This window comes from Pseudoalteromonas sp. S4741 (genome assembly GCF_005886135.1).
Classification (GTDB): Bacteria; Pseudomonadota; Gammaproteobacteria; order Enterobacterales; family Alteromonadaceae; genus Pseudoalteromonas; species Pseudoalteromonas tetraodonis.
This window is the reverse complement of record NZ_PNCN01000053.1, coordinates 13182-39500: the sequence shown is the minus strand read 5'-3', so window position 1 is coordinate 39500 and position 26319 is coordinate 13182. Positions and strand designations below refer to the sequence as shown.

The window sequence follows — 26319 nt, the reverse complement described above, 5'->3', positions numbered from 1 at the left end:
CGCTCCTAGTTTGAACAAATTTTAATCCAAAAAGGTCAACAGACCCTTATTAAAAGCGGTATTCTGCACCTACGTAGTAGTAAGCACCGTTAAAACCAAATGGCGCTGAACGACGAGAGTACTTAAATACTCCATCACTGCTGACAATGGTATTACCTTGAGCATCTACAATAGTACCTGAACGTGAATTACCTATGGTGTTTTCATCAGGATAAACATCAAATAAGTTATTTGCGCCAATGTTTACCGATAAATTATCAGTTACAAAGTAATTAACTTTAATGTCAGTTAAAATTTCAGCACCGTAAGTCTGGCGACCGCCATCTTCAACTGTGTACTCACCAAAACGATTAAGTGATAAATTAACAGTCCAATCGTCACGGCGATAAAGCGCACTTAAGTTAATGCGATCTTCTGGTTGCCATTCTTCAATGATAGAAATTTCTTGATCAGAAAACACATCATCGACTGGCACGGTTTCAAGACCAGAACCGGCAGGTGTAAATAACGACACGACATCGGTTTCTGTAAAGTTAGCCGCTAAAGTAAAATCAAGCGTGCCGCCTAGGCCTTCTGTATTCCATGTAGCCACAAAGTCGATACCTTGCGTTTCTGTGTCAGCCCCATTTAAGAAAAACTGTCCTGCACCAGCACCCGAGCTCAGTAACGCGGCATCAAGACTGTTTGATAAACCTTTGCCTAAGCGATTACTAATTACAATACGGTCGTCAATATCGATTGAGTAGTAATCAAGCGTTACATTAATATTATCGCTTACGTTATAAACAATACCTAAACTGCGGTTTTGTGATTTCTCTTCTGTTAACTTAGGAATACCTAAACTTTGCGCCAGTGTTGAATCGTTTCTAAACGTGCCCACTTCTTCAGCCACTAAATTGCCATTAGGACCAACAACAAACTGCGTGCTGATATTGTTAAAGTACAACTGCTGCATTGAAGGGGCTCTAAATCCTGAGCTTAATGCACCACGAAGTGAAATATCTTCGGTTAGTGACCAGTTACCCGCGAGTTTAAAGTTAACTGTATCGCCAAATCCTTTGTAATTATCGTAACGTAACGCCCCTGAGATAATCACATCTTCAATAACGTAAGCCTCAGCGTCTAAATAAAACGAGATCACATCGCGCGACTCATCAACCGACGATGCTGGCGATGAACCACCAAAGCCTTGTGTGCCACCTGATGCATTTTCGCTACCAATACCACCGCTCAATCCATCATAAATATTAACACCATTGTTGGTATCGTAATCGCGGTATGCGTATTCGCTGCCCTCTAAAATACGGTACTCATCGGTGCGTATTTCTGCGCCCATTGCTAATGAGTAATCATCAAAATTTTGAGTAAAATCAAGATTAATCGTTTGCAGTGATAACTCCATACCATACGCGTAACCTTCACGTGGAATAGTGGCGCGAATATCTGCGGCGCTCAAGCCTTGGTCGTAACGTAAGAAGTTGGCATAAGAGGCATTAATCGTATCGCTAGTGGTGTAATCAATGCTGTTTTCACCATAGGTGTACGATAAGTCTAAGCTTGAGTCGTTATCAAACTGCGTTTTATAACCAAAGTTATATGAAATATCGTCAATCGTAGTGTTTATTTTTGGTAAAAAGCCAGCCGGAACTGTCGCATCACCATCTTGTAATACTGGGTTACCACCGGCATTGGCATTATGACGGAAAAATGCTGCTGATTCATTATCACGCGTTGAATAGGTAATAAAACCGTATAGTTCACCCGCCCCTAATTCGTAGCCGGTGTTAACGGTTAAACCAAATTGTTGAGAGTCGGCATCACCAATTCTAAATGTATCGCGTGGCGCGGTTAGTTCACGCGGGTCGCCTGCCAGTAACGTGCCGTCACTGAGCTCAGTACAACCATAAAATTGACATGAACCATGAAGCCCTGCACGGTTAGTTGGCGCGCGGTCACGGTAGTTTATAGTTGTATTTAAATAACCATTGTCACCTAAAGCAAAGCCTTTATTAAAGTCGATGTTAACAGTTTCGCCATCACCTTCTGAATACTCACCGTAGTTAATAGCGGCTTTACCACCTTCGCTGCCATCTTTGAGCACAATATTTATAACACCGGCAATTGCATCAGAACCATATTGAGCCGCAGCGCCATCACGCAGTACTTCAATACGTTTAATTGCTGAGGCTGGAATAGCGTTCATATCGGTACCCGCCGTACCACGCCCCACCGAAGTATTAATATGAATAATACTGGCTTGATGACGACGCTTACCATTGATCAATACCAACGTTTGATCTGGCCCTAGGCCACGTAGCGTTGCTGGTCTTAATGCGTCAGTACCATCACTAATAGATGAACTTGAAAAGTTAAAAGAAGGTGCGATAGCTTGAAGCATGCGGCCAACTTCTGTTTGGCCGGTATTTTCGAGTGCTTCTGCACTTAAAATATCAACGGGGACAGGTAAGTCTTCAACTGAGCGCCCTGCCACACGACTACCTACAATAGCAATTTTTTCGATGTTTTGTTCTGCGCTTTGTTCAGCGGCATTTATTCCTTGTGAATTAACTGCAAGTAAAGCAGGTAATACAGCTGCACTAACTCCTGAAAGCTTCATCATGTTGTTATCTTTCCTATTGATTTGTTTGAGTTTAATACTCAGTAAACCATTTTGATCAACAACCGCATCGAGCTGTGTCTCAGCCAGTAATGCTTTTAGTGCATCAAGTTGAGAATAAAATCCATACAACGAATTTGCTTTGTATTGCTTGGCAAGTTCATACGAAAAAACCACAGTTTGTTCTGTTTGCTTAGCAAATTCTATTAAGGCTTTGTCTGCTCGTTGCGCTTTTATATCAAATTGCATCATTTGCCCCTCGGTTTGACTTGCATACACACTGATACTAAAAAACAGCGGTGCAACAAGGCCAAATTGAGTTAAATGGCACGTATGGTTACTGCGCAACTTATATAAACAGTTAGCAAACAAAAATCCTCTATAGTTTTTTATCATTTTTATAATCTTTAAATTACTTTTTACACTCTTATGAGCAACATTGATTAACAATGGTGTGATTTTCATTACGATTACCTATGATTTTTTTTGATATTTTAGGCTAACAACATGCTCGCCTAAACGTTCATGTTCAATCGAAAAATTAGTTTGCAAGCTCTCTAACAGCCCTGCCACATCACCCGCTTTAAAAACACCGGCCACTTTTATACGGGCTAACTCATCAGATGATAGTTCAAACCGCGTAGCGGTATAACGGCTGACTTCGTTTAAGGCATCAACCAGTTGCTCACCATTAAATATCAACATGCCATTTTGCCAAGCTAAGTCACGCTGTACATCATCAACCGATAACTGTGTGATTGGTTTGGTAACGCTTTGTTCAATAATTACTTTTTCACCGGAAATCACAATATTGGCATTAATTTGACGAATTTCATGATTGTTATTATCAGCTTGTTGATACGCTTTAAAATCATCAGCATTAACAGCAACGCTAGGATCGGTGATCATCACTTTACCCTCAGTAACAACCAGCTCGAGATCTGACGAAGTATTGCGCTGCACATTAAATACAGTACCGAGAGCGGTAAAGCTTTTATCACCGGCCATCACGCTGAATGGGCGTGATGCATCTTTAGCAACATTAAAACGGCCCTCGCCACGACTTAGTAACAATTGTCTACGGCCTTGGCTATAAGCGACTTCCAATGAGCTATTGGTATTAAGTTGTACAATTGTGCCATCTGGTAAAACATAGGTTGCTTGCTCGCCAACTTTTGTTTTATAAATTTTTGTATAATTTACCTTGGCTAAATTTTTGTTGAAATTGCTATCTATATTTAGCAATAAATAGCTGCACATCATTAATGCAGCAACAATACTTGCTGCCATGCCAAATACATACGCAAGCTTTGTTTTGCTATTAGCCGGTTGTTTATTTGGAAATAATACGCTGAGTTCGTTAAGCACACTCAGGTCATCCCAAAGCTGAGCTAATTCGTACACCGCATTTTGATGAGCAGTACTTTGTAGCATCCACAGTTTAAATTGTTCTTGCTCTTCTTTTGTAAGGCCACGGTCAATAGCACTGATCCATTGCGATGCTTTTTCTAATATTAATTCTTTTGAGGTAAATTGATGGATGTTATTCATTTTGCTGCCCTCATTATGTCCGCACTTTGTTGGCAATGGTCGCTCTCATCGTGTGACTGTTCGCGCATATATAGCATGGTATTTAATAACCCTTTGGCAACGTGTTTTTCTACCGTACTTTGACTTAGCTGCATTTGCTGTGCGATCTCTTTTTGGCTCATTCCATAGACTTTTTTTAAAATAAAGCACTTTCTTACAACAGGACTTAATTGCTCAGTCGCCCGACAAAATAATAAAAAACGCTCTTTAGAGGTGTATTCGTCTTCTAATTGCATTGATTTAAGCAATTTAGGGAGTTCAGTTTCGTGGTTTAAAGGGGTACTAAATTTATTATCCCATTTAGCTATATGATTAAGTGCTAGGTGTTTAGCTGTTTTTAACATGTAGCTACGGGTGTATTGAATATCTTGCTTTAATTCAGCTTCATAACTTTTAACAAAGGTCTCTTGAACAATATCATCAACATCGTCAGGCAACACAATTTTAGACACGAAGCGCCGCAGTTGCGTGGATATGTCTGAGAATGTACTGGCTAATCTAAGTCCTTGAGCCACGTGGATCGTCTCTTGTTATTATTTCCGTAAGATTACGGGTTTTAGGGCTAATTACAAGGAATTTTGTTAATTATTGGTTATTTATTAGTTGCTAACATAGATAGTGCAATGTAAACGTATTACCTTTTATAACTTTTTTAATGATTATGCCTGTTTGGTAAATATTGAAAGTTACCGCAATTTTAGTTGATTAGGCTTTTTATAATGAGGGCAAACAGATATTTAGCTTAATTTTATTGGCGTGTTGTGTAGTATTTTAGTAGTGGCAACGCTACTATTAACGAATAGGAGTTACATATGAATAATCAAAAATTATCAGATTTTGAGCTTTATTTTCAAATTGATGAAAGTAATCGCGTCAATCTGTTTGCCGTAGATGATTCGGTTGTGCCAAAAAGTTTAGCTGAACTTGACGCTGATATTCCGCCTTTATTTAAACTTGCTAACGAAGTAAGCAGTTTAGAGCAAAGTGCCTTAGGCCCTTTGCGTAATTTAGGTGATATTGCCCAAGAACTAACTACTTTTTTACAAGCTCAGTCGCGCAAAATAGATTTGATCATGAGTCATATTTTAGCCTCTGAACAACCAGAAGATAACTCTATCTATTGCGACAGTTACGGCGGTGGCGGCATTAAGTTTACCAGTGAACATTTGTATACATTAGAGCAAAAGTTTCGTACTAAACTTTTTTTACAACACGAGGCCTCTGCGGTGTATTGTTATAGCGAAGTGGTTGCCATTGAAAAACAAGATAATGAGCACTACCAATATACCCTGTTATTTGTATCAATAAGAGACAGCGACCAAGAGTTGGTTGTAAGAGCCAGCTTACATGCGCAAACTCGCCAGCTTAAAAAGCGCCAGCAACTTGAAAAAGCCAAAGAGAGTACAAACGATAAAAGCTAGCGTTTATTTACTTCTCAAATCGCTTTAAAATTGTGAGCCAAACACTCATTTAGAAGTGACTTAGCAGTAATTGAACTGCTAAACTAGCCCCATCTTTATTTGTATTAAAAATCCATGAACTTTAGACTTTTACCTGAATGGGCCGAGCAAGACGCTGTTATGCTTACATGGCCGCATAAAGACACAGATTGGGCTGATAACTTAGCCCGTGTAGAACCTGTATATATTGAGCTTGCTAAGCATATAACAACGCAGCAAAAGCTTGTTATTGTGGCGCATAATAGTGCCTTAAAAATGCATATTACAGCATTGCTAAATAGCGCTAACATCTCTTTGAATCGTGTTCATTTTGTAGTAACCCCTACCAATGATACGTGGGCGCGCGATCATGGCCCGCTTACTTGTGGCGCTATTGACTCACCCGAGCAACTAAAAGTATATGATTTTACTTTCAATGGTTGGGGCAATAAATTTGAAAGCGCATTAGATAATCAAATTAATCGTACTTTGGTAAAAGAGTTAAGTAGCAATAACAACCACTATCAAGCGCTCGATATGGTACTTGAAGGTGGCGGTATTGAAATAAACGAGCATGGTGTGTTGCTAACAACCAGCGAATGTTTGCTTAATAAAAACCGTAACCCAAATTTAAACCCAAGTGACATAGAAGCGCTTTTAAAAGCGCACTTGGGCGCAACAGATTTTTTATGGGTTGATCATGGCTATTTAGCAGGTGACGACACCGACAGCCACATTGATACCTTAGTGCGTTTTGCACCAAATAATACCCTTGTGTATGTGCAATGTGACGATGAAAGCGATGAGCACTTCAGCGCGCTTAATGCCATGCAAAAGCAACTACAAAGCTTTAAAACTGCCGATCGCACCCCATATGAGCTAATAGAGTTGCCATGGCCAAAAGCCGTGTACGATGATGAAAACACGCGCTTACCCGCCACCTATGCAAATTACTTAATTATTAACAATGCGGTATTAGTGCCTACTTATAACGATATAAACGACCAACGCGCGTTAGTACAGGTTCAAAAAGCATACCCAGAGCACACAATTATTGGGGTAAATTGTTTACCTATTATTGAGCAATTTGGCAGTCTTCACTGCATTACAATGCAATTACCTCGTGGATTTTTAGCTGGAGCAGCACAATGACAAGCCCTGCAAATTTATCAGTTGCCTTAGTGCAACAAAGCAACAGTGACAACGCTGAACACAATATTGAAAAATCAATTGCTGGCATTCGCGATGCAGCCAGTCAAGGTGCACAACTTGTTGTGCTACAAGAATTACACCGTAGTTTATATTTTTGCCAAACTGAAGATGTCGACGTCTTTGATTTAGCCGAAACAATACCTGGGCCGAGTAGTAACACGTTAGGTGAACTTGCTAAAGAGCTTGGTATTGTAATTGTCGCGTCTTTATTTGAAAAGCGCGCTACAGGCCTTTACCACAATACCGCAGTGGTGCTCGAAAAAGACGGCAGTATTGCCGGTAAATACCGTAAAATGCATATACCGGATGACCCTGGCTTTTACGAAAAGTTTTACTTTACTCCTGGCGACTTAGGCTTTGAGCCTATTCAAACCTCAGTGGGCAAACTTGGCGTACTGGTGTGTTGGGATCAGTGGTTTCCTGAAGCGGCGCGTTTAATGGCGATGGCCGGTGCAGAGCTTTTAATTTATCCAACAGCAATTGGCTGGGATCCACGCGATGATAAAGACGAGCAAACCCGTCAAAAAGATGCTTGGGTTATTAGCCAACGAGCCCATGCGGTAGCCAATGGCGTTCCGGTGATTAGCTGTAATCGTGTTGGTCTTGAGCGCGACCCGAGTGGACAAAGTGACGGCATTCAATTTTGGGGTAACTCGTTTATTGCAGGTCCTCAAGGCGAAATATTGGCAGAGGCCGATAATCAAAGTGAACAAATATTAATGGTTGAACTTGATCAAAAACGCAGCGAAAACGTAAGACGTATCTGGCCGTATTTACGCGACCGCAGAATTGATCATTATCAAGATTTAACAAAAATCTATCGCGACTAAATAATAGTATGGCTCTTAGCAGCTAAGAGCCTAATTTAATGGAGTAATTAATGGCGTTTGAGCAATGGGCAGCCTTGCCTTGGGTAAAATCTCAAAAAGATAAAATTCAATGGGGCGAGCTTTTAGGCAGTGGCTTGAGCATTGCCATTGCACAAGGTGTAAAACAACAAGATAACTTTGTGTTAATAGTTACGCCAGATACACCAAGTGCTTTGCGCCTTGAAACCGAATTAGAGTATTTGCTTCCGGATAACCCGGTAATGATATTTCCGGATTGGGAGACATTGCCTTACGATCATTTTTCTCCCCATCAAGATATTATTTCCGCGCGCTTAGCAATCCTTAATACCCTGAAAAACGAGCAACAAAGCGTGCTCATTATGCCTGTATCAACGCTGATGCTGCGCACGGCCCCTGCTTCGTTTATATACGGTTCAACGCTTAATTTTAAAGTGGGCGATAGATTAGACACCCACGCTTTGCGTGAAAACTTAGAGCAAGCGGGTTACATGCACGTGCAACAAGTTATGGAGCATGGCGAATATGCAATACGTGGCTCTATTGTTGATTTATACCCGATGGGCAGTAAACACCCATTTAGGCTCGATTTTTTTGATGACGAGCTTGATACCATTCGCTTATTTGATGTGGAAACACAACGCTCAGACGAAAAAGTTGAAAAAATTGAGTTACTTCCTGCCCATGAATTCCCCACTAACGACACAGATATTGAACGCTTTAGAATAAACTATCGTGAAAAGTTTGGCGCAAGCGCAGAGCAAGACTCTGTCTACATGCAAGTTAGTAAAGGTAATTGGCCTGGAGGTATTGAATACTACATGCCATTATTTTTTGATCGCTTGGCGACTATTTTTGACTATTTGCCTGAATCAACGACCGTGATGCAATTAGGCGATTTAGAACATGCGGCGGATAACTTCTGGCACGATGTTAATGTACGCTATGAAAACCGCCGTGTGGACCCCTTGCGCCCACTTTTACCACCGGATGAATTGTACCAGCCAATCAATGAGCTATTTTCAAACTTGGGTGATTATGGCCGCATTCGTTTATCGCAAGCAAAATTAGGTACTAAAGCGGGCAATAAAAATCTTGCCGTTAATGAATTACCCAATGTCCGCATTGATCATAAACAACATGAACCCTACAACGCATTCATTAGCTATGTGGCAGAGCAAAAAAAGAAAAAAGGCCGAGTTGTCATTAGTGTTGAGTCGGATGGTCGACGTGAATCATTACTGAGTATATTAAAACCCAGCGGCTTAAATTTTAAAGAATTTGATACTTTTGACCAATTTATCAACAGCAGTAGTGACGTTGGTTTAATTGTAAGCCCACTGGAACAAAGTGTTGTGCTTAGCACAAAACCTAGCCTGAGCATTATTACTGAGCAAGAATTGCTTGGAATTAAAGTATCACAACGCAGACGCCGTAAGCACAAGTATGAAGCAAGCCAAGATGCGCTAATTCGTAACTTAGCAGAGTTAAAAGAAGGCCAACCGGTTGTGCACCTTGACCATGGTGTTGGCCGTTATCAAGGACTGCAAACAATTGATGCCGCCGGTGTGGTTACTGAATTTGTAACCATTATTTATGCTGGTGAAGCAAAGCTCTATGTGCCGGTATCAGCGCTTCATATGCTTAGCCGTTACTCTGGCGGTGAAGAAGCCAGTGCCCCACTGCACAAGCTCGGCTCTGATGCGTGGGATAAGGCAAAAAAACGCGCCGCTGAAAAAGTACGTGATGTCGCTGCTGAATTGCTCGATATTTACGCTCAGCGCCAAGCAAAGCCGGGTAATAAATTTACGCTTGATGGCCAAGCTTATCGTCAATTTAGTGATAGCTTCCCGTTTGAAGAAACGGATGATCAACGTAACGCTATTGAAGCTGTACTGGGTGATATGCAATCAAAACAAGCCATGGATCGCTTAGTCTGTGGTGATGTAGGCTTTGGTAAAACCGAAGTAGCAATGCGTGCAGCGTTTGTCGCGGTTAACGATAATAAGCAAGTTGCTATTTTAGTCCCTACCACCCTACTTGCTCAACAACACTACGATAACTTTAAAGACCGCTTTGCTGATTTTCCAATTGAAGTGGGTGTGCTGTCGCGTTTTAATTCGACCAAAGAGCAAAAAGAAACCCTTGAAAAAATGAGTAATGGCAAGCTTGATGTGGTTATTGGCACGCATAAATTAATTCAACAAGACATCAATTTTAAAGACTTAGGCCTGTTAATTGTTGATGAAGAACACCGATTTGGGGTGCGCCAAAAAGAAAAAATTAAAGCCCTGAGAGCGGATGTTGACATACTCACCCTGACCGCAACCCCTATCCCCCGTACTTTAAATATGGCCATGAGTGGTATGCGCGATTTATCTATTATTGCTACCCCACCGGCTAAACGCTTAGCTGTTAAAACTTTTGTGCGCCAACGCGACGAAGAGCTTATTCGCGAAGCGGTTTTACGTGAGATTAAACGCGGCGGCCAGGTGTACTTTTTACACAACAATGTAGAAACCATTGAGCGTGTTGCTCAAGAAATTAGCGAATGGGTGCCTGAGGCAACAGTTACCTCAGCCCACGGGCAAATGCGAGAGCAAGAGCTTGAGCAGATTATGACCGATTTTTATCATCAAAAATACAATGTACTGGTATGTACTACGATTATTGAAACCGGCATTGATGTACCCACAGCAAATACCATTATTATGGACAGAGCCGATAAACTCGGTCTTGCTCAGCTGCATCAATTACGCGGGCGTGTTGGTAGAAGCCATCACCAAGCCTATGCTTATTTACTTACAGGTAACCCTAAAGCGCTCTCTAAAGATGCGAAAAAGCGTTTGGATGCTATTGCCTCATTAGAAGATTTAGGCGCGGGCTTTGCCTTGGCAACCCACGATTTAGAAATTCGTGGTGCGGGTGAGCTATTAGGAGACGATCAATCTGGACAAATGCAAACCATTGGCTTTAATTTGTATATGGAAATGCTTGAACAGGCTGTTAACGCGCTTAAAAATGGTCAAGAGCCAACCCTTGAAAATCTATTACAAAAACAAACCGAAGTTGATTTAAAGCTACCTGCCTTGTTACCTGATGATTATATTCACGATGTTAACACGCGTTTAGGTATGTACAAGCGTGTAGCAAGTTGTGCTAACCTTGCTGATATTGATGAACTGCAAGTAGAATTGATAGATCGCTTTGGTTTATTACCTGATGCAGCTAAAAACCTATTTAGTTTACAACAACTAAAAATGCAGGCGTGCAATTTGGGCATAATCAAAATAGAAGCTAACCCGAAAGGAGGCTACTTTGAGTTTAGTCAAAATACCAAGGTTAATCCTAGCTTCATTATTGGTTTGATACAAAGTGCGCCACACATTTATAAAATGGATGGCGCAAATAAATTACGCTTTGCCATTAGCGAGGCGAATGCCCGTGAACGCTTAAAAATGATCACTGCTATGATTGCAGATTTCGAAAAAAAGGTTAGCCATTAATGTTGCTGAAAAAATCGCTGGTTATTTTATGCTGCTTATTTAGCAGTACTGCATTTGCAGAGCGCTGGTTTGAAGTAGAGGTGTTAATATTTAAACAGCGCCCTGCTCCTAACTTACAAGAAGACTTTAGCTTAAAGCATGACGCCATTGAAGATAAAAACACCTTAGATTTATTGGCCTCTGCTTATAAGAACCAAGCAATGGACGCGTGTATAAACGGTGATCCACGCTTTCAAACACGCACTTTTGCCGACACTTTGGTTAATTCAAACCCACAGTCTGCAGCGTGTAACGACAGCATTGATTATGTAAAAAGTTACGATGTGCTGCCAGTAACCCCTCAAGCACCAGTACAAGATACGATGGAGCAAACTTACCTGCTCGCTCCTGAACAACTGCAGTTTGAACAACAACGCCAAGCTTTAGACCGAAAAGGACTCACCCCTATATTACATACCGGCTGGCGGTTTGAAGGCGCAAGTAAATCACGCTCACCCAGTATGCACTTATTTGCAGGCAAGCAATTAAAAAACAATATAAACACCGGTTTTAGTTACGCTAATTCCGACTTTATTAGCTTAATAAATAGACCTGAGCCACTGTTTGCCGAATCTCAATCTTCCGAAATGAAATGGGAGTTAGATGGCTTATTGAAAATACATTTACGCCATTATTTATACATTAATGCGGATTTCGATATTAATGAAAAGCAAGATAATGGTGAACTAGAATCAGCCCGTTTTTCACAATTTAGACGCGTTTTCAGCGAAGATATTCATTACTTTGATCATCCTCGTATGGGTATGATTGTACAAATTCGAAAATTTAACCATTAACAGTATTTAATCAAAAGGAAAATAACAATGAAGAAGCTTCTAATAATTGCTGCAGCACTGAGTCTTGCTGCTTGTTCAAAAGTTAGCATGGAAAATTACGAAAAAATTAAAATTGGTATGGACAAATCAGAAGTTGAAGCACTTTTAGGCAGTGCTGATAACTGTGTAGAAAAAACATTACATACTAGCTGTACTTGGGGTGATGACGCTAAAAACATCGAAATTACCCTGGTATCAGACAAAGTAACGCTTTACAGCAAAAAAGGGCTAACGGATAAATAAGGACCACAAAGGAATAACGTATGTTATTCCTCTTTTTTTGCATCGCTGGTGTAAATAAGCTCTATGTTGACTATTTTACTGCGGTTTAAGGTTATTTTGTAACGCTGATAGAGTGTTTTATCCGGTTCGGTTAGAACCAACACCATGTTTAACTGATAGCGCCTTTCTACTCCCTGTTTAGAAATTTTATTGTTTTCTAAATGGTAGAGCTTCCCTTCCCCCTTTTTTAAATAACGTGCAAATGGTGCAAGATTAAATTGCAATGTTTGTTGTAAGCTATCGTAGCCCGGCAAAAATTCTTTGGCACTTACCCGGGTTTCACTAGCAAAGTGCAACCATTGTGCCGCTTGTTTGTTTTGCTGACGACGCTTAGAAAAAATCTTCCTCACTTCTTTAGGGATTTTTTTAAAGCGCGTGTACTCTAACCAAATAAACTGACTCGCCACTTTATCTTTTGTGATACTGTTTTTAAAAATAAAGCGCCATTTTGGCCGCCCTCGCACAATAGCACGCCAAATAATACGGGTAATATCTTCTTTAAATATTTCTCTCAGTCCGTAAATAACCCCTAAAATTAGAATTAATGAAGCGGTTATTTCAGTAAAGGTAGAACGCGCATTGAGTATTACCACCATCACAAAAGCCATTATAACAGCTGTTACAGAGCCTTTTACTAACCGCTTTAAATAGCTATTAAGATAGCGTGTTTGGCGCTGTAAAATCACTCCATGCTCTATTAAACGCTGGAGTAAACGCATCTTATTAGTAATTCTGTTGGCGTCTTTAAGTGTTGAATCAGAATTATATTGCTGCTCTTCTCGATACTCACTCTCTGACTTACAAAAGTTTAATAAGTCATTTCGCTCTTTAGCGTAATCGCTACTACGCGGGCCTTCATCAAGTAGCTTTAAAAACGTTTGTTCAATTTGCCAGCTTAGGTAGTTATCAGCATTGGTATAAAACGGGATCAGCTTTTCGTTATCTGGGGTGTAACGTCTGAGTTTTCTGAGTAGGCTTTGGCTTTGCTCGCAAAGCTCCATGGCTCGTTGATAAAACTCATCGCTTTCTTGAATTTTTAACGCATCTTTAATATCAGCATCAATTGCCAGACGCACTTGATAACAATATAGATTTAAATTTTGTCGGTAATCTTGCTGTTCGCCTTTGTTTTTACTCACAAAGCGGCTTCGTACCAATGGAAGGTGAATGTTATTCGCGTTATAGGCTACAAAAGATTTAAATTGGTTATTAAAGTAAGACTCTTCGCTGAGTGTTTGCGCGTTAATACCCATTTCGTTTGGGATAGAAAAATAAAGATCAAGACGCTGCTCTGCACGCGGTGATAATTGCGGTTCAATAACAAACGATAAATTTTCGTCTTGCTTTAACAATGATGCCTCCTTTGGTTATCTACCTGAGTTTACGTGCCTCTTTAATTTTGTTCAACAAAAAAGGCCTAGTAAAAACTAGGCCTTTTAATAGTTCTAATGAATTAAAATTAGAATTTAACGTTTACGCCAGCGAATAAACGACGACCTAACGTATCAAACGTGTACGGGTCAGTGTTTGAATCGTTATTACCTGAGTAATACGGAGGCTCTTTATCAAATAAGTTATTAACACCTGCAGACAATGTCACTGTATCATTAATTAAGTAAGATCCACTAATGTCATGGTACACAACTGAAGGCGTTGAAGGTGCATAACATGTCTCACCATCAATACATGCGAAGCTATCTAGGCCAGCAATGTAGCGTGCTTCATAAGTTGCATCCCAGTTATCTCCTTTAACTGTTAAGTTAAAGTTTGATTTGATATCTGCGTAACTACCAGCGCCACCCGTAATGTAACCAGCGTAATCTACAACAGCACCCGTATCAACAACGTATTCATCTAAATATGTTGTATCAAGGCCAGCTCTCCAGCTTAGGCCTAATGCATCAAATGAATACTTCAGATTTAAGTCAATGCCAGATGTTTTTTCAGAACCAATATTACGAAGCTGATTATTGAACACAATTCGACCATCAGCTTGTAAAATTGCACCTGTGCTTGCACAAAGTTCGTTTGAACTGCTGTTTGAATTACCAATACATTGATCAACAACGAATTGGTTGTTGTATGTTGAAATAGCATTTTCGATTTCAATGTCGTAGTAATCTACGGTCATTGAGAAACCTTCAAACCATTGTGGTTCGTACACCACACCAAACGTTAAAGTATCAGCTTCTTCTGGTGTTAGATTTTGATTACCGCCCACAGTTACTTCTGCCTGGCTATCAGCACCTGGGTATTTTACTTGCTCATAAGATGGCGCATTACCTGAGTAAAGCTCATCTACCGTTGGAGCACGGAATGCGGTTGAACGTACGCCACGGAACATCAATTCATCATTTGCTTTCCAAGTAAAACCAAGTTTCCATGTTTCATCAGAACCAAAAGTGCTGTAATCAAACGCGCGGATTGCCGCACTTAATTCAACATATTCTGCAAATGGAAGCTCAGATAGTAAGGGTAATGCAAACTCAACATAAGCCTCATTCACATCAAACCCACCACTTGTTGGATCTACACGTGGATCGTTACCTAGACCTTGAGCAGCAATTGAATCAGGGTTATACCATGCCTTTTCTTGGCGACGCTCTACACCCGCTGCAAATGCAGCATAACCTGCAGGTAACTCAAACATTTCACCAGATAATGAGGCTGCCAAAATAAATAACTGGCTTCCACCTGAGTTTTGCTCTGTGTATATATAATCTTGAATGTTTTCTTGTGACCAAGATGCCTCATTTAAGGGCTTAAATGTACCTGCAGCTAAGTCTTCTGTGATTGCAGAAACGTTGTGCAGATTACTCATTTTATCAACAGAATCATTGCGACCAAAGTTTGCTGATGCATCCCATGAATAATCACCAATAATACCTTCAGCACCCACAACAACACGAACAGTATCAACTGTTTGCGATAAGTCACGAGTACCACTTTCAGCCATGCGACGACGGTAGCTTATTTCATCACCATAGGCGTAATTAGTCGGTGTTGTAACGTAATTATCATTAGCATCTTTTACAAATGCACCGTTAACGACTTGTCGCTTATCATAAGTTTGTGACAGTAAGCTGTCACCCATATCTTCGGTATATTTAAAGCCAAAGTTGATAGGCTGTGGTGCTAACTTTTGCTCTGACCAGCGCTTAGTATAGGTAAACTCGCTGAAAAGCATTGTGTCATCATTTAGTTCATAATTACCTAAACCTGTGATGTTTAAGCGTTCCATAGGTGTGTATAGGTAGCTTTTAGACGCATAGTTGTATGCATCGTTTTCATCGGTATAGCGGTGTAAGTTACCGCCAAGGCCACTTAAACCAGCATCGTCAGCAACACCCTGCTTCTCGATTTCACCTTTATCGTTAATGATATTAGCTGTATTAACATTGTAAATATGGCCGCCTTCGCTGAATGAAGAACCGCCACAGAAAAGTCCATTTTCGCCTTCAAATAAAGGACATGATGAGAAACCACGATCACCTTGACTTGCTTCACCACGATCAGTGTATTGAATACCAAAAACCATATTACCTTTGTCAAATGTTGTACCTAAGGTAAAGTCGATTGATGTTTCTGACGCATCATGTTTTGAAGTCATGGCTGTGTTGACGTTTAAATCTAAACCTTCAAAGTCATTTTTAAGGATAATATTTACAACACCAGCTACAGCATCTGTGCCGTATACTGCAGAAGCACCGTCTTTAAGTACTTCAATTTGTTTGATCATTGATACTGGAATAGTATTTAAATCAACCGTTGAAGCCGCACCAGTACCTGAATTGATCATACGACGACCATTAACAAGTACTAAAGTACGCTGTGAACCTAAACCACGTAAATCTATAGATGCACCACCGCCAGAGCCATTATTAACGCCAGGGTTTGTCATTGCACCACCCGTAGCCGTCATTTGTTGTAATACGCTATCTACAGATGTTGCACCTGATGCTTTAATTTCATCGGCACCGATAAGTGTAACTGGGCTAGCCGTTTCCATATCTGAACGCTTAATACGAGAACCCGTTACTTGAATTTTTTCAATTGACTTTGCTGCTTCGTCTGCAGCTAAAACTTGAACACTTGAGAACATTGGGATTGCTGCAATTACAGCTAAACCAAGAGTTGATTTTTTCATGGATGAACCCTACTTGTTGGAAATTTACCTAAATTGGTAATGCTCACTTTTATGAGAATTTTGAGTGAGCGGGAGCAAATTAGGCGCCTTTAACTGAATGAAAACTTAATGAGAGATCACGGTGCAATCAATAAAAATTAAAACGCCCCGCGAAAGGAACAAAGGTTACAGTATGTTTCATTGTTAACTAATAAAAACACTTTATAATCAATAATTAAAGACCAAGTAATCACATAAAAAACACAGCTGAAATCAAATGAGTAGAGTTTGTAATCAAATGTAATTATTACATTAATGTGCCCTAAACAGGAAAATTAACATGTTAATCACAGCTCGTTATTAAAACGGTAAAACTAGGTGTTAATTACTAACCATATTTATGCAAGTAGATTGTTTATTTAGTCTGAATTTTTTTGTTATAAGTTTTAATCATGCAAATTTTATGTGTATTGAAGGTTTAAGACGGGCTGCCAATTAAACTAAAAACGGCTACTAAAGTGGGTCCATTAGATAAATCTACATACAAATGATATAGGTGCTTTATTGCACGTATGAGCACAATTAAAAAAGTAAGCCAAGCAGAGCTTAAGTTATAAACTTGGAAGGTAAATGGGTATGTAAAAGCTTTATTAAGAATGGTTATTTTATCAGATGTACTTTAATTGCAAATAACTATTAAATGTGAGGCATTTGGCTTTGCCGCTATAATTTTACGGGAATGGCGCAGTTAAAAACCACGCCTGAGTAGAAAGCCTTTAATAGGTAACGTTAAAAAAATATTCAACATTTTCACTTATGCCAGTGTTTGTATCGACAGTAGTAAGAATAAGCTTCCACACCATGTTTTTTTCCGAGCAAATCCCTACCATAGTATTAGCTACCCAAACGCTGCCCTGATTTTTAAATTGTACGGGAATGTAACCCATATACATAGTTACCCCCTCCAATTTAGCCGCTGTTATTGTTACACCAGTCGGTAACTGAGTGTAAATTGAAAACGGTGTCTCTGGTGATAGGGTTTCTTCGCTTAGCCAAACTTTAACTTGATTTGGAAAAATACACGGGTTGTTATTTTTACACTCTGTTTGTGATTGATTTACTTTTGATGTTGATGTTGATCCAGAAAAGTCACAACCTAGTAAGAATAGTAAAAAAGAAAGTAAACATACTCTATATATATACATGCAGGTTCTCAAAGTATCTAATGTATTAGTCCAACATTTGGGCACGTTAGTTGATTATCGGTTTTAATGAGTTAGTAAAGTACAAATCACCTCAAAAAATAGACAGCAACTTAATAAAGTTTGATTGATGTCATATTATTACGCAATTGACCTATCTTTTTAAAGCCAAAAAATTTATCATTTCAACTGCAAAAAAAACAAGTAATTCTCGAGATTATTATCTGTAACAACCATATATTGTGGGTTTTAGATAGTATACTTTGGAATAATAGTAGGTCCTACTTTTACAAGTAGGTAATTCATTTCTAAACGCATTTATTGCAGCGGAAGCCAGAAAATGAGCCAAACAGTAGCATCACAAACTGAGTACAATTATAAAGTTGTACGCCAATTCGCTATTATGACAGTGATTTGGGGCATCGTTGGCATGGGTATTGGGGTTCTGATAGCTGCCCAATTAGCTTGGCCAGCTCTTAACTTTGACACACCATGGTTAACTTACTCTCGACTTCGTCCGTTACACACGAACGCAGTAATTTTCGCATTTGGTACAAGTGCACTTTTTGCGACGTCTTATTACGTCGTACAACGTACATGTCAAACGCGCCTTCTTTCAGATAAATTAGCCGCCTTCACCTTTTGGGGTTGGCAGTTAGTGATTGTTCTAGCAGCAATTACTCTACCTATGGGTATTTCAAGTTCTAAAGAGTATGCAGAACTTGAGTGGCCTATCGATATCTTAATTGCTGTTGTTTGGGTAACGTACGCTGTTGTATTTATGGGCACTATTGCAAAACGCAAAGTAGCGCATATTTATGTAGCTAACTGGTTCTATGCTGGTTTCATTATTACTGTTGCTGTTCTACATATTGTTAACAGCATGGCAGTCCCAGTTTCATTGACTAAATCATATTCAATCTATGCAGGTGCCGTAGATGCAATGGTTCAGTGGTGGTATGGCCACAACGCAGTAGGCTTCCTTCTTACTGCTGGCTTCTTAGGTATGATGTATTACTTTGTACCAAAGCAAGCGGGTCGCCCTGTTTACTCATACCGTTTGTCGGTTGTTCACTTTTGGGCACTTATCTCTCTTTACATTTGGGCAGGTCCTCACCACCTTCACTACACTGCGCTTCCTGATTGGACGCAAAGCTTAGGTATGGTGATGTCTATTATCTTATTCGTACCGTCTTGGGGTGGTATGATCAACGGTATTATGACGCTCTCAGGTGCATGGCATAAGCTACGTACTGACCCTGTTTTACGTTTCTTAGTGGTTTCATTGTCTTTCTACGGTATGTCGACGTTTGAAGGCCCGATGATGGCAATTAAATCTGTTAATGCGTTATCGCACTACACAGATTGGACTGTAGGTCACGTTCACTCAGGTGCATTAGGTTGGGTTGCGATGATTTCTATCGGTGCTATTTACCACCTTATCCCTGCGTTATTCTCGCAAGGTCGTATGTACAGCATTAAATTAATCAATACACACTTCTGGTTACACACAGTGGGTGTTGTTTTATACATTGTTGCAATGTGGATTTCAGGTGTAATGCAAGGTCTAATGTGGCGTGCAGTTAACTCTGACGGTACATTAATGTACAGCTTTGTACAGTCGTTAGAAGCCTCTCATCCTTTCTATGTTATGCGTTTCTTAGGCGGTGTATTCATCGTTACAGGTATGCTGGTTATGGCTTATAACGTTTATCGTACAGTTTCAGCGAAAAATAACTCGTTAGAACTTGATGAACAAGCGCAGTTAGCATAACGGAGTTAGATAATGAGCAATAAAAATTCACAAAACAAACACGAAATTATCGAGAAAAACATTGGCCTCATGGCCATCTTGACTGTTTTCGCAATCAGCTTCGGTGCATTAGTAGAAATTACGCCGCTAATGTTCCAAGACGATACAACCAAGCCAGTGGATGGGTTACGCCCGTTAAATGCACTAGAGTTTGAAGGTCGCGACATTTATGTGCGTGAAGGTTGTGCTAACTGTCACTCTCAAATGATCCGTCCATTTCGTGATGAAGTTGAGCGTTACGGTCACTACTCTGTAGCAGGCGAGTCAGTATGGGATCACCCTTTCCTTTGGGGTTCTAAACGTACTGGCCCTGACTTAGCACGAGTAGGTAAACGTTACTCAGATGATTGGCATTATGCGCACTTAATGGATCCACGTGCCGTGGTTCCTGAGTCTAATATGCCAAGTTTCCCTTGGTTAGCAGAGAACACGCTTGATACAAGTCTGACTCTGAAAAAACTACAAATTTTCCGTGACACGTTTGCTATCAATCCAGAAAACCCAAAACACCCGGGTCTAGGTTATGGCAGTGACGAGGAATTAATCGCTGACATTGCTAAGGTTGATGCAATGAATGACGGTAAAGGTGCAACAGAAATGCAAGCCCTTATTGCTTATTTGCAACAACTTGGCACACATTTGAAGTAGATTATTATGGACTACGGGACATACAGAGGCATTTTGACTCTGGTAATTTTAGTATTATTTATTGTGATTGTTGGATGGGCATATAGCAAGCGTAGTAAAAGTCGTTTTAAAGACGCTGCTAATGTCATATTTGAAGATGAAAAAAAACACAACAATACACTCTCTAACGAGGAAAAGGGGTCTGAGAAATGACTAGCTTTTGGAGTATATGGGTTATTGTATTAACCCTTGCATGCTTAATCATTATCTTTGGTCTACTAGTTTGGAACTTAAAAAACTATGTAGGCGTAAAAGAAGGTGAAAGCTGTGGACATGAGTTTGACGGCATTGAAGAATTAAACAATCCACTACCAAAATGGTGGACTTACATGTTCTTCGCAACCTTTGTGTGGTCTGTTTATTACTTAGCAGCCTACCCAGGTTTAGGTAACTGGGAAGGTTTAGCAAAATGGACAAGCTCAAACCAAGGTATTACCTCTTTAACTGAATCGAAAGAAGCAGTCATTGAAGCTAAAGAAGATGGCCGTTTTGTAAAGCTAGATGCTGAATACCGCACTGCTGAAGAACGTTTTGGTCCTATTTTTAATGAATTGGCTCAAATACCTGTTCTAGATTTAGTAGAGTCTAAATTTGCTGGTGATGCAGCACAGCAAGTTGCGCTAGAAAACGGCACTACGCATGAGCAAACGCAAGGTCAACTCGCTGTTGAAATTGGTCAACGTTTGTTCTCACAAAACTGTGCACAATGTCATGGCTCTGATGCTCGTGGTGGTACTGGCTTCCCTAACCTTACTGACAACGATTGGTTGTACGGTGGTTCTCCTGACAAGATCAGAGAAACATTACTTTTAGGTCGTGTTGCAGCAATGCCACCTTGGGGTGATGCATTAGGTGAGCAAGGCGTTAAAGAAATGACGGCTTACGTACTTAGCCTATCTGGCCGTACTGTTAACCAAAAAGATGCTGATGCAGGTAAAGCAAAATTTGCTATGTGTGCTGCGTGTCATGGTCCAGATGGTAAAGGTTCAGTTGCCCATAACCTACCGTTTGGTGCACCAAACTTAACTGATAACATTTGGTTATACGGTGGCTCTCAACGCGCTGTTGAAGAAACACTTAACCATGGCCGTGCTGGTGTAATGCCTGCATGGAAAGAGATTTTAGGCGAAGATAAAATTCACCTATTAACTGCTTACGTTTACAGCTTATCGCAAGATAAATGACGATAAAGTTAACAAAACGTTTCAGTTTTAATCTTTTTATTTCAGTAGATTAATTCAGATCAAAAAAGCCTCCACTCGGAGGCTTTTTTTTAGTCTTTTCATTCTATTTATTATAATATAGCCGCACATTAATTAATTTTAGAGCGACTATGCAACCGACTCCGTGGTATAAAAATTTTTGGCCTTGGTTTTTAATCTTCTTCCCTTTAGCTGCAATTATTGGCTGCATTAGTTTATTTATTACAGCCATTGGTAACGGCCCAGATATGGTTGTAGATGATTACTATAAAAAAGGCAAAGCAATCAACTTAGAACTCGTTAAGTTTGATAAAGCAAAAGCGTTGTATTTACATGGCGACCTAAATGTATCAGATAAGCGTGTAAGCTTTAAATTTACCAAAGGCGATACCAGTAATATACACGCATTAAGATTGTCGTTTTTTCACCGAACTATAAAAGCACAAGATTTTGAAGCTACCCTCACTCCAAATGCTAATCAAGAGTTCACTGCATTATTAGAAAGCTATACACCAGGCGCATATTCGGTATTTATTGAACCCGTTGATAACAGTTGGAAAATGAAAGAAAACGTTAGTTTACCAACCACAGCCACCGTTTTAGTGACTCCTAACTATAAGTAGTATTTAGTATGTCTAAAAATTGCTTTCATTGTCTTGAAAGTGTGCCTGCTGGATTTAGCGCACATGTTTTTATAGACAATACCGCTGAGCCAATGTGTTGCATTGGCTGCCAAGCTGTTGCACAAAATATCATTGACCAAGGGATGACCGACTACTACAAATATCGCACTGTTAGTGCCGGTAAAGTAGAGCAACTCGTCCCTGAACAACTCGCTTTTATTAAAAGCTATGACAATGAAGATATTCAAGATGAGTTTATCAGTACGCATAACGACAACTCTGAGGTGCTTCTCAGTGTTGAGGGCATTACCTGCGCCGCCTGTGCCTGGCTTATTGAAAAGCAATTACTTAACCTTAAATCGGTAAAGCGCGTTGATGTAAACACCTCAACAAATCGCGCTATGATCCAATGGGATAAAAGCGCAACCCCTTTAAGTGAGCTAATCACCTCACTGGCTGAAATAGGCTACAAAGCCTATCCATTCCAATCAGATTTAGAAGCCCAGCAAAAACAACAAACAGCCAAAGCGTATATTCGCCGCCTCGGCGTGGCAGGCTTAATGACCATGCAAGTGATGATGTTTGCCTTTGCTATGTACTTTGGCATGTTCTCTGGGATGGACAGTAATTTTGAACAGTACTTTAGATGGATCAGCTTGATCCTTGCAACGCCCGTCATTTTATACAGTGCCCTGCCCTTTCTAAGTAACGCAATTAACGGCTTAAAAGCAAAACAACTGAATATGGATTTACCGGTATCATTGGCGATTTTTGGTGCCTATGGTGCAAGCTGTTACGCCACGGTAATGGAAGTCGGTGAAGTTTACTTTGAATCTATTTGTATGTTTACCTTTTTACTCTTATTAGGTAAATACTTAGAATTTAGAGCGCGTTTAAAGGCCAGTGAATTTACAGCCAACTTACAAAAGCTACTGCCTCTGACTGCCCGTACACTCGATGAAAACGGCAAAGAGCACATAATTGCCGCTAAAAAGCTCAAGCTTAACGATATCGTTTTAATAAAAGCAGGCGAAACTATCCCTGCCGATGGCATCTTAGTCAAAGGCAGCACCAGTGTTGATGAGTCTATGATGACTGGTGAACATCAGCCAGTACGAAAGTATATTGATCATAACGTATATGCGGGCACGGTTAATCATGATGGTATTATTGAAATAAAAATCAATAAGCTGGGCCAAAATACCCTGCTTAATCAAATTATTCGTCTACAACATAATGCCCTAACAAAACGCCCACGGTTAGTAGAAATTACCGACAAAGTAGCACAGTGGTTTGTCGCGGTATTACTGGTATTTGCCTCTCTAACCGCCATTGGCTGGTATCAAATTGACCCTGATGTTGCTTTTTGGATCACTATATCGGTGTTAGTGGCCACCTGCCCGTGCGCATTAAGTTTAGCTATTCCAACCGCGTTAACCTGTGCTGTGGCTACCTTAACTCGTAAAGGAATATTAATTAAGCAAGCACATGTGTTAGAAACCCTATCAAAGCTTACTTTAGTTGCTTTTGATAAAACAGGTACGCTTACGCAAGGTAAATTTAGCCTCGACGTTGTTGACATACTTGATGATAACTACAGCAAAGAGCAAATTCTTGATATTGCAGCACAGCTTGAGAGCTATTCTGAGCATCCTATTGCTAGTGCCTTTAAAGAGTTTAAAGGTCAGCGTAAATTTGACTGTGTACAACTCCATCCCGGGGTTGGGATCAGTGCTCAATACGATAATACGCATTACGCCATTGGTAAAAGTGGCTGGTTTGATACCAAAAAAACCAATGCGCAAGCTACCCTCTACATAAACAAGCAACCTGTTGCACGCTTTTACTTTGTTGATAAAGTAAAAACAGATGCCGATAAACTCATTAACTCGTTAAAAGCTGCCAATCTAAGTTGTCATATGCTAACAGGTGACGCCTCAACTGCCGGTGCCAAGGTGGCTAAAAAATTAAAGCTTGATTCAGTACAAGCCAGTTGTAGTCCAAAAGATAAACAAGTCGCAGTTGAACGCTGGTCAACTCAAGGTGAAGTTGTTGCTATGGTTGGCGATGGCGTAAACGACAGCCCAGTCTTTGCCAGCGCCCATTTATCTATCGCCATGGAAACCGGTGCCGATATATCTAAAAACAGTGCTGATGTTGTATTGCTTAACAGTGATTTAGCCTCTATTGATCATTTGTTGACGATTGCTAAGCAAACACGGCGTATAATTAAGCAAAACCTAGCGCTTTCTTTATTATATAATGGCTCTATATTGCCGCTTGCTGCTATGGGTTTAGTTGCGCCTTGGATGGCGGTAATTGGTATGTCTGCCAGCTCTATTATTGTGATATGTAATTCACTAAGGCTATTAAAGTTATGAGCATAATTTATATTTTAGTTCCTATCGCTATCTTGTTTGTACTAATTGCCATTGGCGTGTTTTTTTGGGCAGTAAAAGGCGAGCAATTCTCTGATTTAAACAAGCAAGGCCACAGTATTTTGTTTGAAGACGATAAAGAGCAACATAATAAAAGTAATGATTGACCCGATTTTTGTTAGTGCTTTTTTAATGGGGTTGATTGGCAGTGGCCATTGCATTGCTATGTGCGGCGGCATTGCCAGCTCATTACAGTTAGCCAGTAACAAGCGCCAAACTTGGTTATATTCTCTAGCCTATAATAGCGGTAGAGCGCTAAGTTATATGCTAGCTGGTGCCCTTGTTGCCGGTATTAGTGGTCAATTTGCCACACAAAACTCGGCCTTTGCGCTGTTTTTATCATTTTTAGCGGGCGTGTTTATGTTACTGGTCGGCGTTTATATCATGCGCTTAGCCGCGACATTACAATGGCTCGAAAAACTTGGCAAAACCCTCATTTGGCAGCACTTAATTAAACTTAATAAATATTTAATGCCCATTGATTCCCCACTAAAAGCGCTTGGTTATGGCGCGCTATGGGGCTGGTTACCGTGCGGCTTAGTATATTCTGCGCTCACATGGGCGATGACCAGTGGCACTGCCATAAATGGTGCTCTGGTTATGCTGGCATTTGCCCTAGGTACGTTCCCTGCCATGATCACCTTAGGTGTGGCTGCACAAAAGCTCAATACGCTTTTTAATCACCCTTGGACGCGAATAATATTAGGCAGTGTTATCATTTGGTATGGTATCTACCTTCTGATCATTGCAACAGACAAGCTAGTGCATTAACATTGGTAAACGTTGTGCATAAAAATTTAACGGATTGAACTTATGGATTTTTCTCAAAGTCGTGCTAAAGGTAATTGTGCCATTAGCTGTAATAACTGCAGTATTAGCCAGTTATGTTTACCATTTTCTTTAAATGGCCAAGAAATGGATAAACTTGATGAGATTATTGAGCGAAAAAAACCATTACACAAGGGTGACTACTTATTTGAATCGGGCGCACCTTTAAATGCAATTTATGCAGTTCGTTCGGGGTCGTTTAAGTCGTATACCTTGTCAGAGCAAGGCGATGAACAAATTACAGGCTTTCATTTAGCGGGTGACCTTGTTGGTTTTGACGCCATCAATAAAATGCAACATCAAAGTTTTTCTCAAGCACTAGAAACCTCAATGGTATGTGAAATTCCCTTTGTAACTCTTGACGAACTAGCCGGTAAACTGCCTAAATTGCGCCAACAAATAATGCGTTTAATGAGTAGCGAAATAACCTACGATCAAGAAATGCTATTATTACTTAATAAAAAGTCTGCTGAAGAACGTCTTGCCAGCTTTATTTATAACTTATCAGAGCGTTTTGGTGAGCGTGGTTTTTCACGTAAAGAATTTAGATTTACTATGACTCGCGGCGAAATTGGTAACTACTTAGGTTTAACAGTAGAAACTATCAGCCGTTTATTAAGCCGTTTTCAAAAAGCCGACTTAATTAAAGTAGAAGGTAAATTTATTACTATTTTAGATAATGACGCTTTAGCCAAAACGGCTGCGATTGTTAAGCCTCGTTAATAATCGCTTCTCATTTTAAATTAATCCTACCCTGAATTGGAGCGTAATTATTGCAATTATGCTCTATCTCTACTAACACTTTGAGTAGAGGTATTAACCATTCACTTTTAATAGTCGATGAATGAATTGTCTGGCTCATTTTTTAATATAAAAACGAGTGGATTCACTGTACAAGACAACACTTTAATAAAACCTGAGAATAATTAAATTTTTATAAAGCCGTACATGCTTTTATACAAGATAAATAGTTTTAAAATTAGAGAAACTTTATTTCTTGATATAGAACAAGAATATTAGTGCTACCCCTT

21 protein-coding genes are annotated in these 26319 nt (G+C 40.0%); 15 read left to right on the top strand and 6 right to left on the bottom strand.

From position 1 onward, the window contains the following. Positions 1 to 49: 49 nt before the first annotated feature. The 3 genes from CWC30_RS08865 to CWC30_RS08855 are packed head-to-tail and all read right to left on the bottom strand — an operon-like array spanning position 50 to position 4722. Positions 50 to 3082, bottom strand: coding sequence for a TonB-dependent receptor plug domain-containing protein (locus tag CWC30_RS08865; RefSeq protein WP_138626906.1), 3033 nt, complete (start codon positions 3080 to 3082; stop codon positions 50 to 52). Positions 3083 to 3091: 9 nt separating this feature from the next. Then, entirely contained in the window at positions 3092 to 4168 is a 1077-nt protein-coding gene (locus CWC30_RS08860) for a FecR family protein (protein WP_138626905.1), read from the bottom strand. After that, complete coding sequence (locus CWC30_RS08855; RefSeq protein ID WP_138626904.1) at positions 4165 to 4722, bottom strand: RNA polymerase sigma factor; 558 nt, start codon at positions 4720 to 4722, stop codon at positions 4165 to 4167. Before CWC30_RS08855 ends, CWC30_RS08860 begins: the two co-directional genes overlap by 4 nt. A 297-nt stretch (positions 4723 to 5019) precedes the next feature. Between CWC30_RS08855 and CWC30_RS08850 the strand changes: the two genes are divergently transcribed. From CWC30_RS08850 to CWC30_RS08825, 6 genes are all read left to right on the top strand, one after another. Then, entirely contained in the window at positions 5020 to 5628 is a 609-nt protein-coding gene (locus CWC30_RS08850) for a PilZ domain-containing protein (protein WP_138626903.1), read from the top strand. A gap of 114 nt (positions 5629 to 5742) precedes the next feature. Next, positions 5743 to 6798 carry an agmatine deiminase family protein gene (locus tag CWC30_RS08845; RefSeq protein WP_138626902.1) on the top strand — a complete coding sequence of 352 codons (1056 nt, stop codon included), beginning with the start codon at positions 5743 to 5745 and terminating at the stop codon, positions 6796 to 6798. Further along, complete coding sequence (locus CWC30_RS08840; protein ID WP_013464677.1) at positions 6795 to 7688, top strand: carbon-nitrogen hydrolase; 894 nt, start codon at positions 6795 to 6797, stop codon at positions 7686 to 7688. The genes CWC30_RS08845 and CWC30_RS08840 overlap by 4 nt, the downstream gene beginning before the upstream one ends. Before the next feature lie 50 nt (positions 7689 to 7738). Next, a complete protein-coding gene (gene mfd / locus CWC30_RS08835) occupies positions 7739 to 11212 on the top strand; it encodes a transcription-repair coupling factor (RefSeq protein WP_138626901.1) in 3474 nt (1157 codons plus the stop codon). Next, positions 11212 to 12048, top strand: a complete 837-nt coding sequence (locus tag CWC30_RS08830) for a peptidoglycan binding protein CsiV (RefSeq protein WP_138626900.1) — start codon at positions 11212 to 11214, stop codon at positions 12046 to 12048. Before mfd ends, CWC30_RS08830 begins: the two co-directional genes overlap by 1 nt. A 27-nt stretch (positions 12049 to 12075) precedes the next feature. After that, positions 12076 to 12330, top strand: a complete 255-nt coding sequence (locus CWC30_RS08825) for an outer membrane protein assembly factor BamE (RefSeq protein ID WP_138626899.1) — start codon at positions 12076 to 12078, stop codon at positions 12328 to 12330. Between the two features lie 23 nt (positions 12331 to 12353). Here CWC30_RS08825 and CWC30_RS08820 read toward each other — a convergent pair whose 3' ends face one another. The 3 genes from CWC30_RS08820 to CWC30_RS08810 form a co-directional block, all read right to left on the bottom strand. After that, positions 12354 to 13721, bottom strand: a complete 1368-nt coding sequence (locus tag CWC30_RS08820) for a hypothetical protein (RefSeq protein WP_138626898.1) — start codon at positions 13719 to 13721, stop codon at positions 12354 to 12356. A 107-nt stretch (positions 13722 to 13828) separates the two neighbouring features. Further along, entirely contained in the window at positions 13829 to 16516 is a 2688-nt protein-coding gene (locus tag CWC30_RS08815) for a TonB-dependent receptor (protein ID WP_013464672.1), read from the bottom strand. Between the two features lie 755 nt (positions 16517 to 17271). Beyond that, the gene (locus tag CWC30_RS08810) at positions 17272 to 17700 is read right to left on the bottom strand and encodes a hypothetical protein (protein WP_138626897.1); all 429 of its coding nucleotides are present in this window, start codon (positions 17698 to 17700) and stop codon (positions 17272 to 17274) included. 337 nt (positions 17701 to 18037) lie between these two features. Here CWC30_RS08810 and ccoN point away from each other — a divergent pair, with 337 nt between their 5' ends. From ccoN to CWC30_RS08765, 9 genes are all read left to right on the top strand, one after another. Then, entirely contained in the window at positions 18038 to 19471 is a 1434-nt protein-coding gene (gene ccoN / locus CWC30_RS08805; protein ID WP_010389600.1) for a cytochrome-c oxidase, cbb3-type subunit I, read from the top strand. A 12-nt stretch (positions 19472 to 19483) separates the two neighbouring features. Further along, entirely contained in the window at positions 19484 to 20158 is a 675-nt protein-coding gene (ccoO, locus tag CWC30_RS08800) for a cytochrome-c oxidase, cbb3-type subunit II (RefSeq protein ID WP_033102690.1), read from the top strand. A gap of 6 nt (positions 20159 to 20164) precedes the next feature. After that, positions 20165 to 20350: a cbb3-type cytochrome oxidase subunit 3 gene (locus tag CWC30_RS08795; protein WP_010389598.1), complete on the top strand. Its 186-nt coding sequence runs from the start codon at positions 20165 to 20167 to the stop codon at positions 20348 to 20350. Next, a complete protein-coding gene (gene ccoP, locus CWC30_RS08790; RefSeq protein WP_036983016.1) occupies positions 20347 to 21381 on the top strand; it encodes a cytochrome-c oxidase, cbb3-type subunit III in 1035 nt (344 codons plus the stop codon). The genes CWC30_RS08795 and ccoP overlap by 4 nt, the downstream gene beginning before the upstream one ends. A 149-nt stretch (positions 21382 to 21530) precedes the next feature. Further along, positions 21531 to 22022 (top strand): FixH family protein, encoded by a 492-nt coding sequence (locus tag CWC30_RS08785; RefSeq protein WP_069439306.1) that lies wholly within the window; start codon positions 21531 to 21533, stop codon positions 22020 to 22022. Positions 22023 to 22030: 8 nt separating this feature from the next. After that, positions 22031 to 24403, top strand: a complete 2373-nt coding sequence (locus CWC30_RS08780; protein ID WP_138626896.1) for a heavy metal translocating P-type ATPase — start codon at positions 22031 to 22033, stop codon at positions 24401 to 24403. After that, on the top strand, positions 24400 to 24567 hold the full coding sequence (gene ccoS / locus CWC30_RS08775; protein WP_008109812.1) for a cbb3-type cytochrome oxidase assembly protein CcoS: 168 nt from the start codon (positions 24400 to 24402) through the stop codon (positions 24565 to 24567). Before CWC30_RS08780 ends, ccoS begins: the two co-directional genes overlap by 4 nt. Beyond that, positions 24560 to 25231 carry a sulfite exporter TauE/SafE family protein gene (locus tag CWC30_RS08770; protein WP_138626895.1) on the top strand — a complete coding sequence of 224 codons (672 nt, stop codon included), beginning with the start codon at positions 24560 to 24562 and terminating at the stop codon, positions 25229 to 25231. Before ccoS ends, CWC30_RS08770 begins: the two co-directional genes overlap by 8 nt. Before the next feature lie 42 nt (positions 25232 to 25273). Next, positions 25274 to 26011, top strand: a complete 738-nt coding sequence (locus tag CWC30_RS08765; RefSeq protein ID WP_036983021.1) for an FNR family transcription factor — start codon at positions 25274 to 25276, stop codon at positions 26009 to 26011. Positions 26012 to 26319: the final 308 nt, after the last annotated feature.

Excerpts from the sequence above, each read along its gene's own strand:
- CWC30_RS08860 (WP_138626905.1), bottom strand. The coding sequence starts at position 4,168 with ATGAATAACATCCATCAATTTACCTCAAAAGAATTAATATTAGAAAAA.
- CWC30_RS08865 (WP_138626906.1), bottom strand. The coding sequence starts at position 3,082 with ATGAAAATCACACCATTGTTAATCAATGTTGCTCATAAGAGTGTAAAA.
- ccoO (WP_033102690.1), top strand. The coding sequence starts at position 19,484 with ATGAGCAATAAAAATTCACAAAACAAACACGAAATTATCGAGAAAAAC.
- mfd (WP_138626901.1), top strand. The coding sequence starts at position 7,739 with ATGGCGTTTGAGCAATGGGCAGCCTTGCCTTGGGTAAAATCTCAAAAA.
- CWC30_RS08765 (WP_036983021.1), top strand. The coding sequence starts at position 25,274 with ATGGATTTTTCTCAAAGTCGTGCTAAAGGTAATTGTGCCATTAGCTGT.
- ccoS (WP_008109812.1), top strand. The coding sequence starts at position 24,400 with ATGAGCATAATTTATATTTTAGTTCCTATCGCTATCTTGTTTGTACTA.
- ccoP (WP_036983016.1), top strand. The coding sequence starts at position 20,347 with ATGACTAGCTTTTGGAGTATATGGGTTATTGTATTAACCCTTGCATGC.
- CWC30_RS08770 (WP_138626895.1), top strand. The coding sequence starts at position 24,560 with ATGATTGACCCGATTTTTGTTAGTGCTTTTTTAATGGGGTTGATTGGC.
- CWC30_RS08780 (WP_138626896.1), top strand. The coding sequence starts at position 22,031 with ATGTCTAAAAATTGCTTTCATTGTCTTGAAAGTGTGCCTGCTGGATTT.
- CWC30_RS08850 (WP_138626903.1), top strand. The coding sequence starts at position 5,020 with ATGAATAATCAAAAATTATCAGATTTTGAGCTTTATTTTCAAATTGAT.
- CWC30_RS08840 (WP_013464677.1), top strand. The coding sequence starts at position 6,795 with ATGACAAGCCCTGCAAATTTATCAGTTGCCTTAGTGCAACAAAGCAAC.
- CWC30_RS08785 (WP_069439306.1), top strand. The coding sequence starts at position 21,531 with ATGCAACCGACTCCGTGGTATAAAAATTTTTGGCCTTGGTTTTTAATC.
- CWC30_RS08845 (WP_138626902.1), top strand. The coding sequence starts at position 5,743 with ATGAACTTTAGACTTTTACCTGAATGGGCCGAGCAAGACGCTGTTATG.
- ccoN (WP_010389600.1), top strand. The coding sequence starts at position 18,038 with ATGAGCCAAACAGTAGCATCACAAACTGAGTACAATTATAAAGTTGTA.
- CWC30_RS08830 (WP_138626900.1), top strand. The coding sequence starts at position 11,212 with ATGTTGCTGAAAAAATCGCTGGTTATTTTATGCTGCTTATTTAGCAGT.
- CWC30_RS08795 (WP_010389598.1), top strand. The coding sequence starts at position 20,165 with ATGGACTACGGGACATACAGAGGCATTTTGACTCTGGTAATTTTAGTA.
- CWC30_RS08825 (WP_138626899.1), top strand. The coding sequence starts at position 12,076 with ATGAAGAAGCTTCTAATAATTGCTGCAGCACTGAGTCTTGCTGCTTGT.
- CWC30_RS08815 (WP_013464672.1), bottom strand. The coding sequence starts at position 16,516 with ATGAAAAAATCAACTCTTGGTTTAGCTGTAATTGCAGCAATCCCAATG.
- CWC30_RS08810 (WP_138626897.1), bottom strand. The coding sequence starts at position 17,700 with ATGTATATATATAGAGTATGTTTACTTTCTTTTTTACTATTCTTACTA.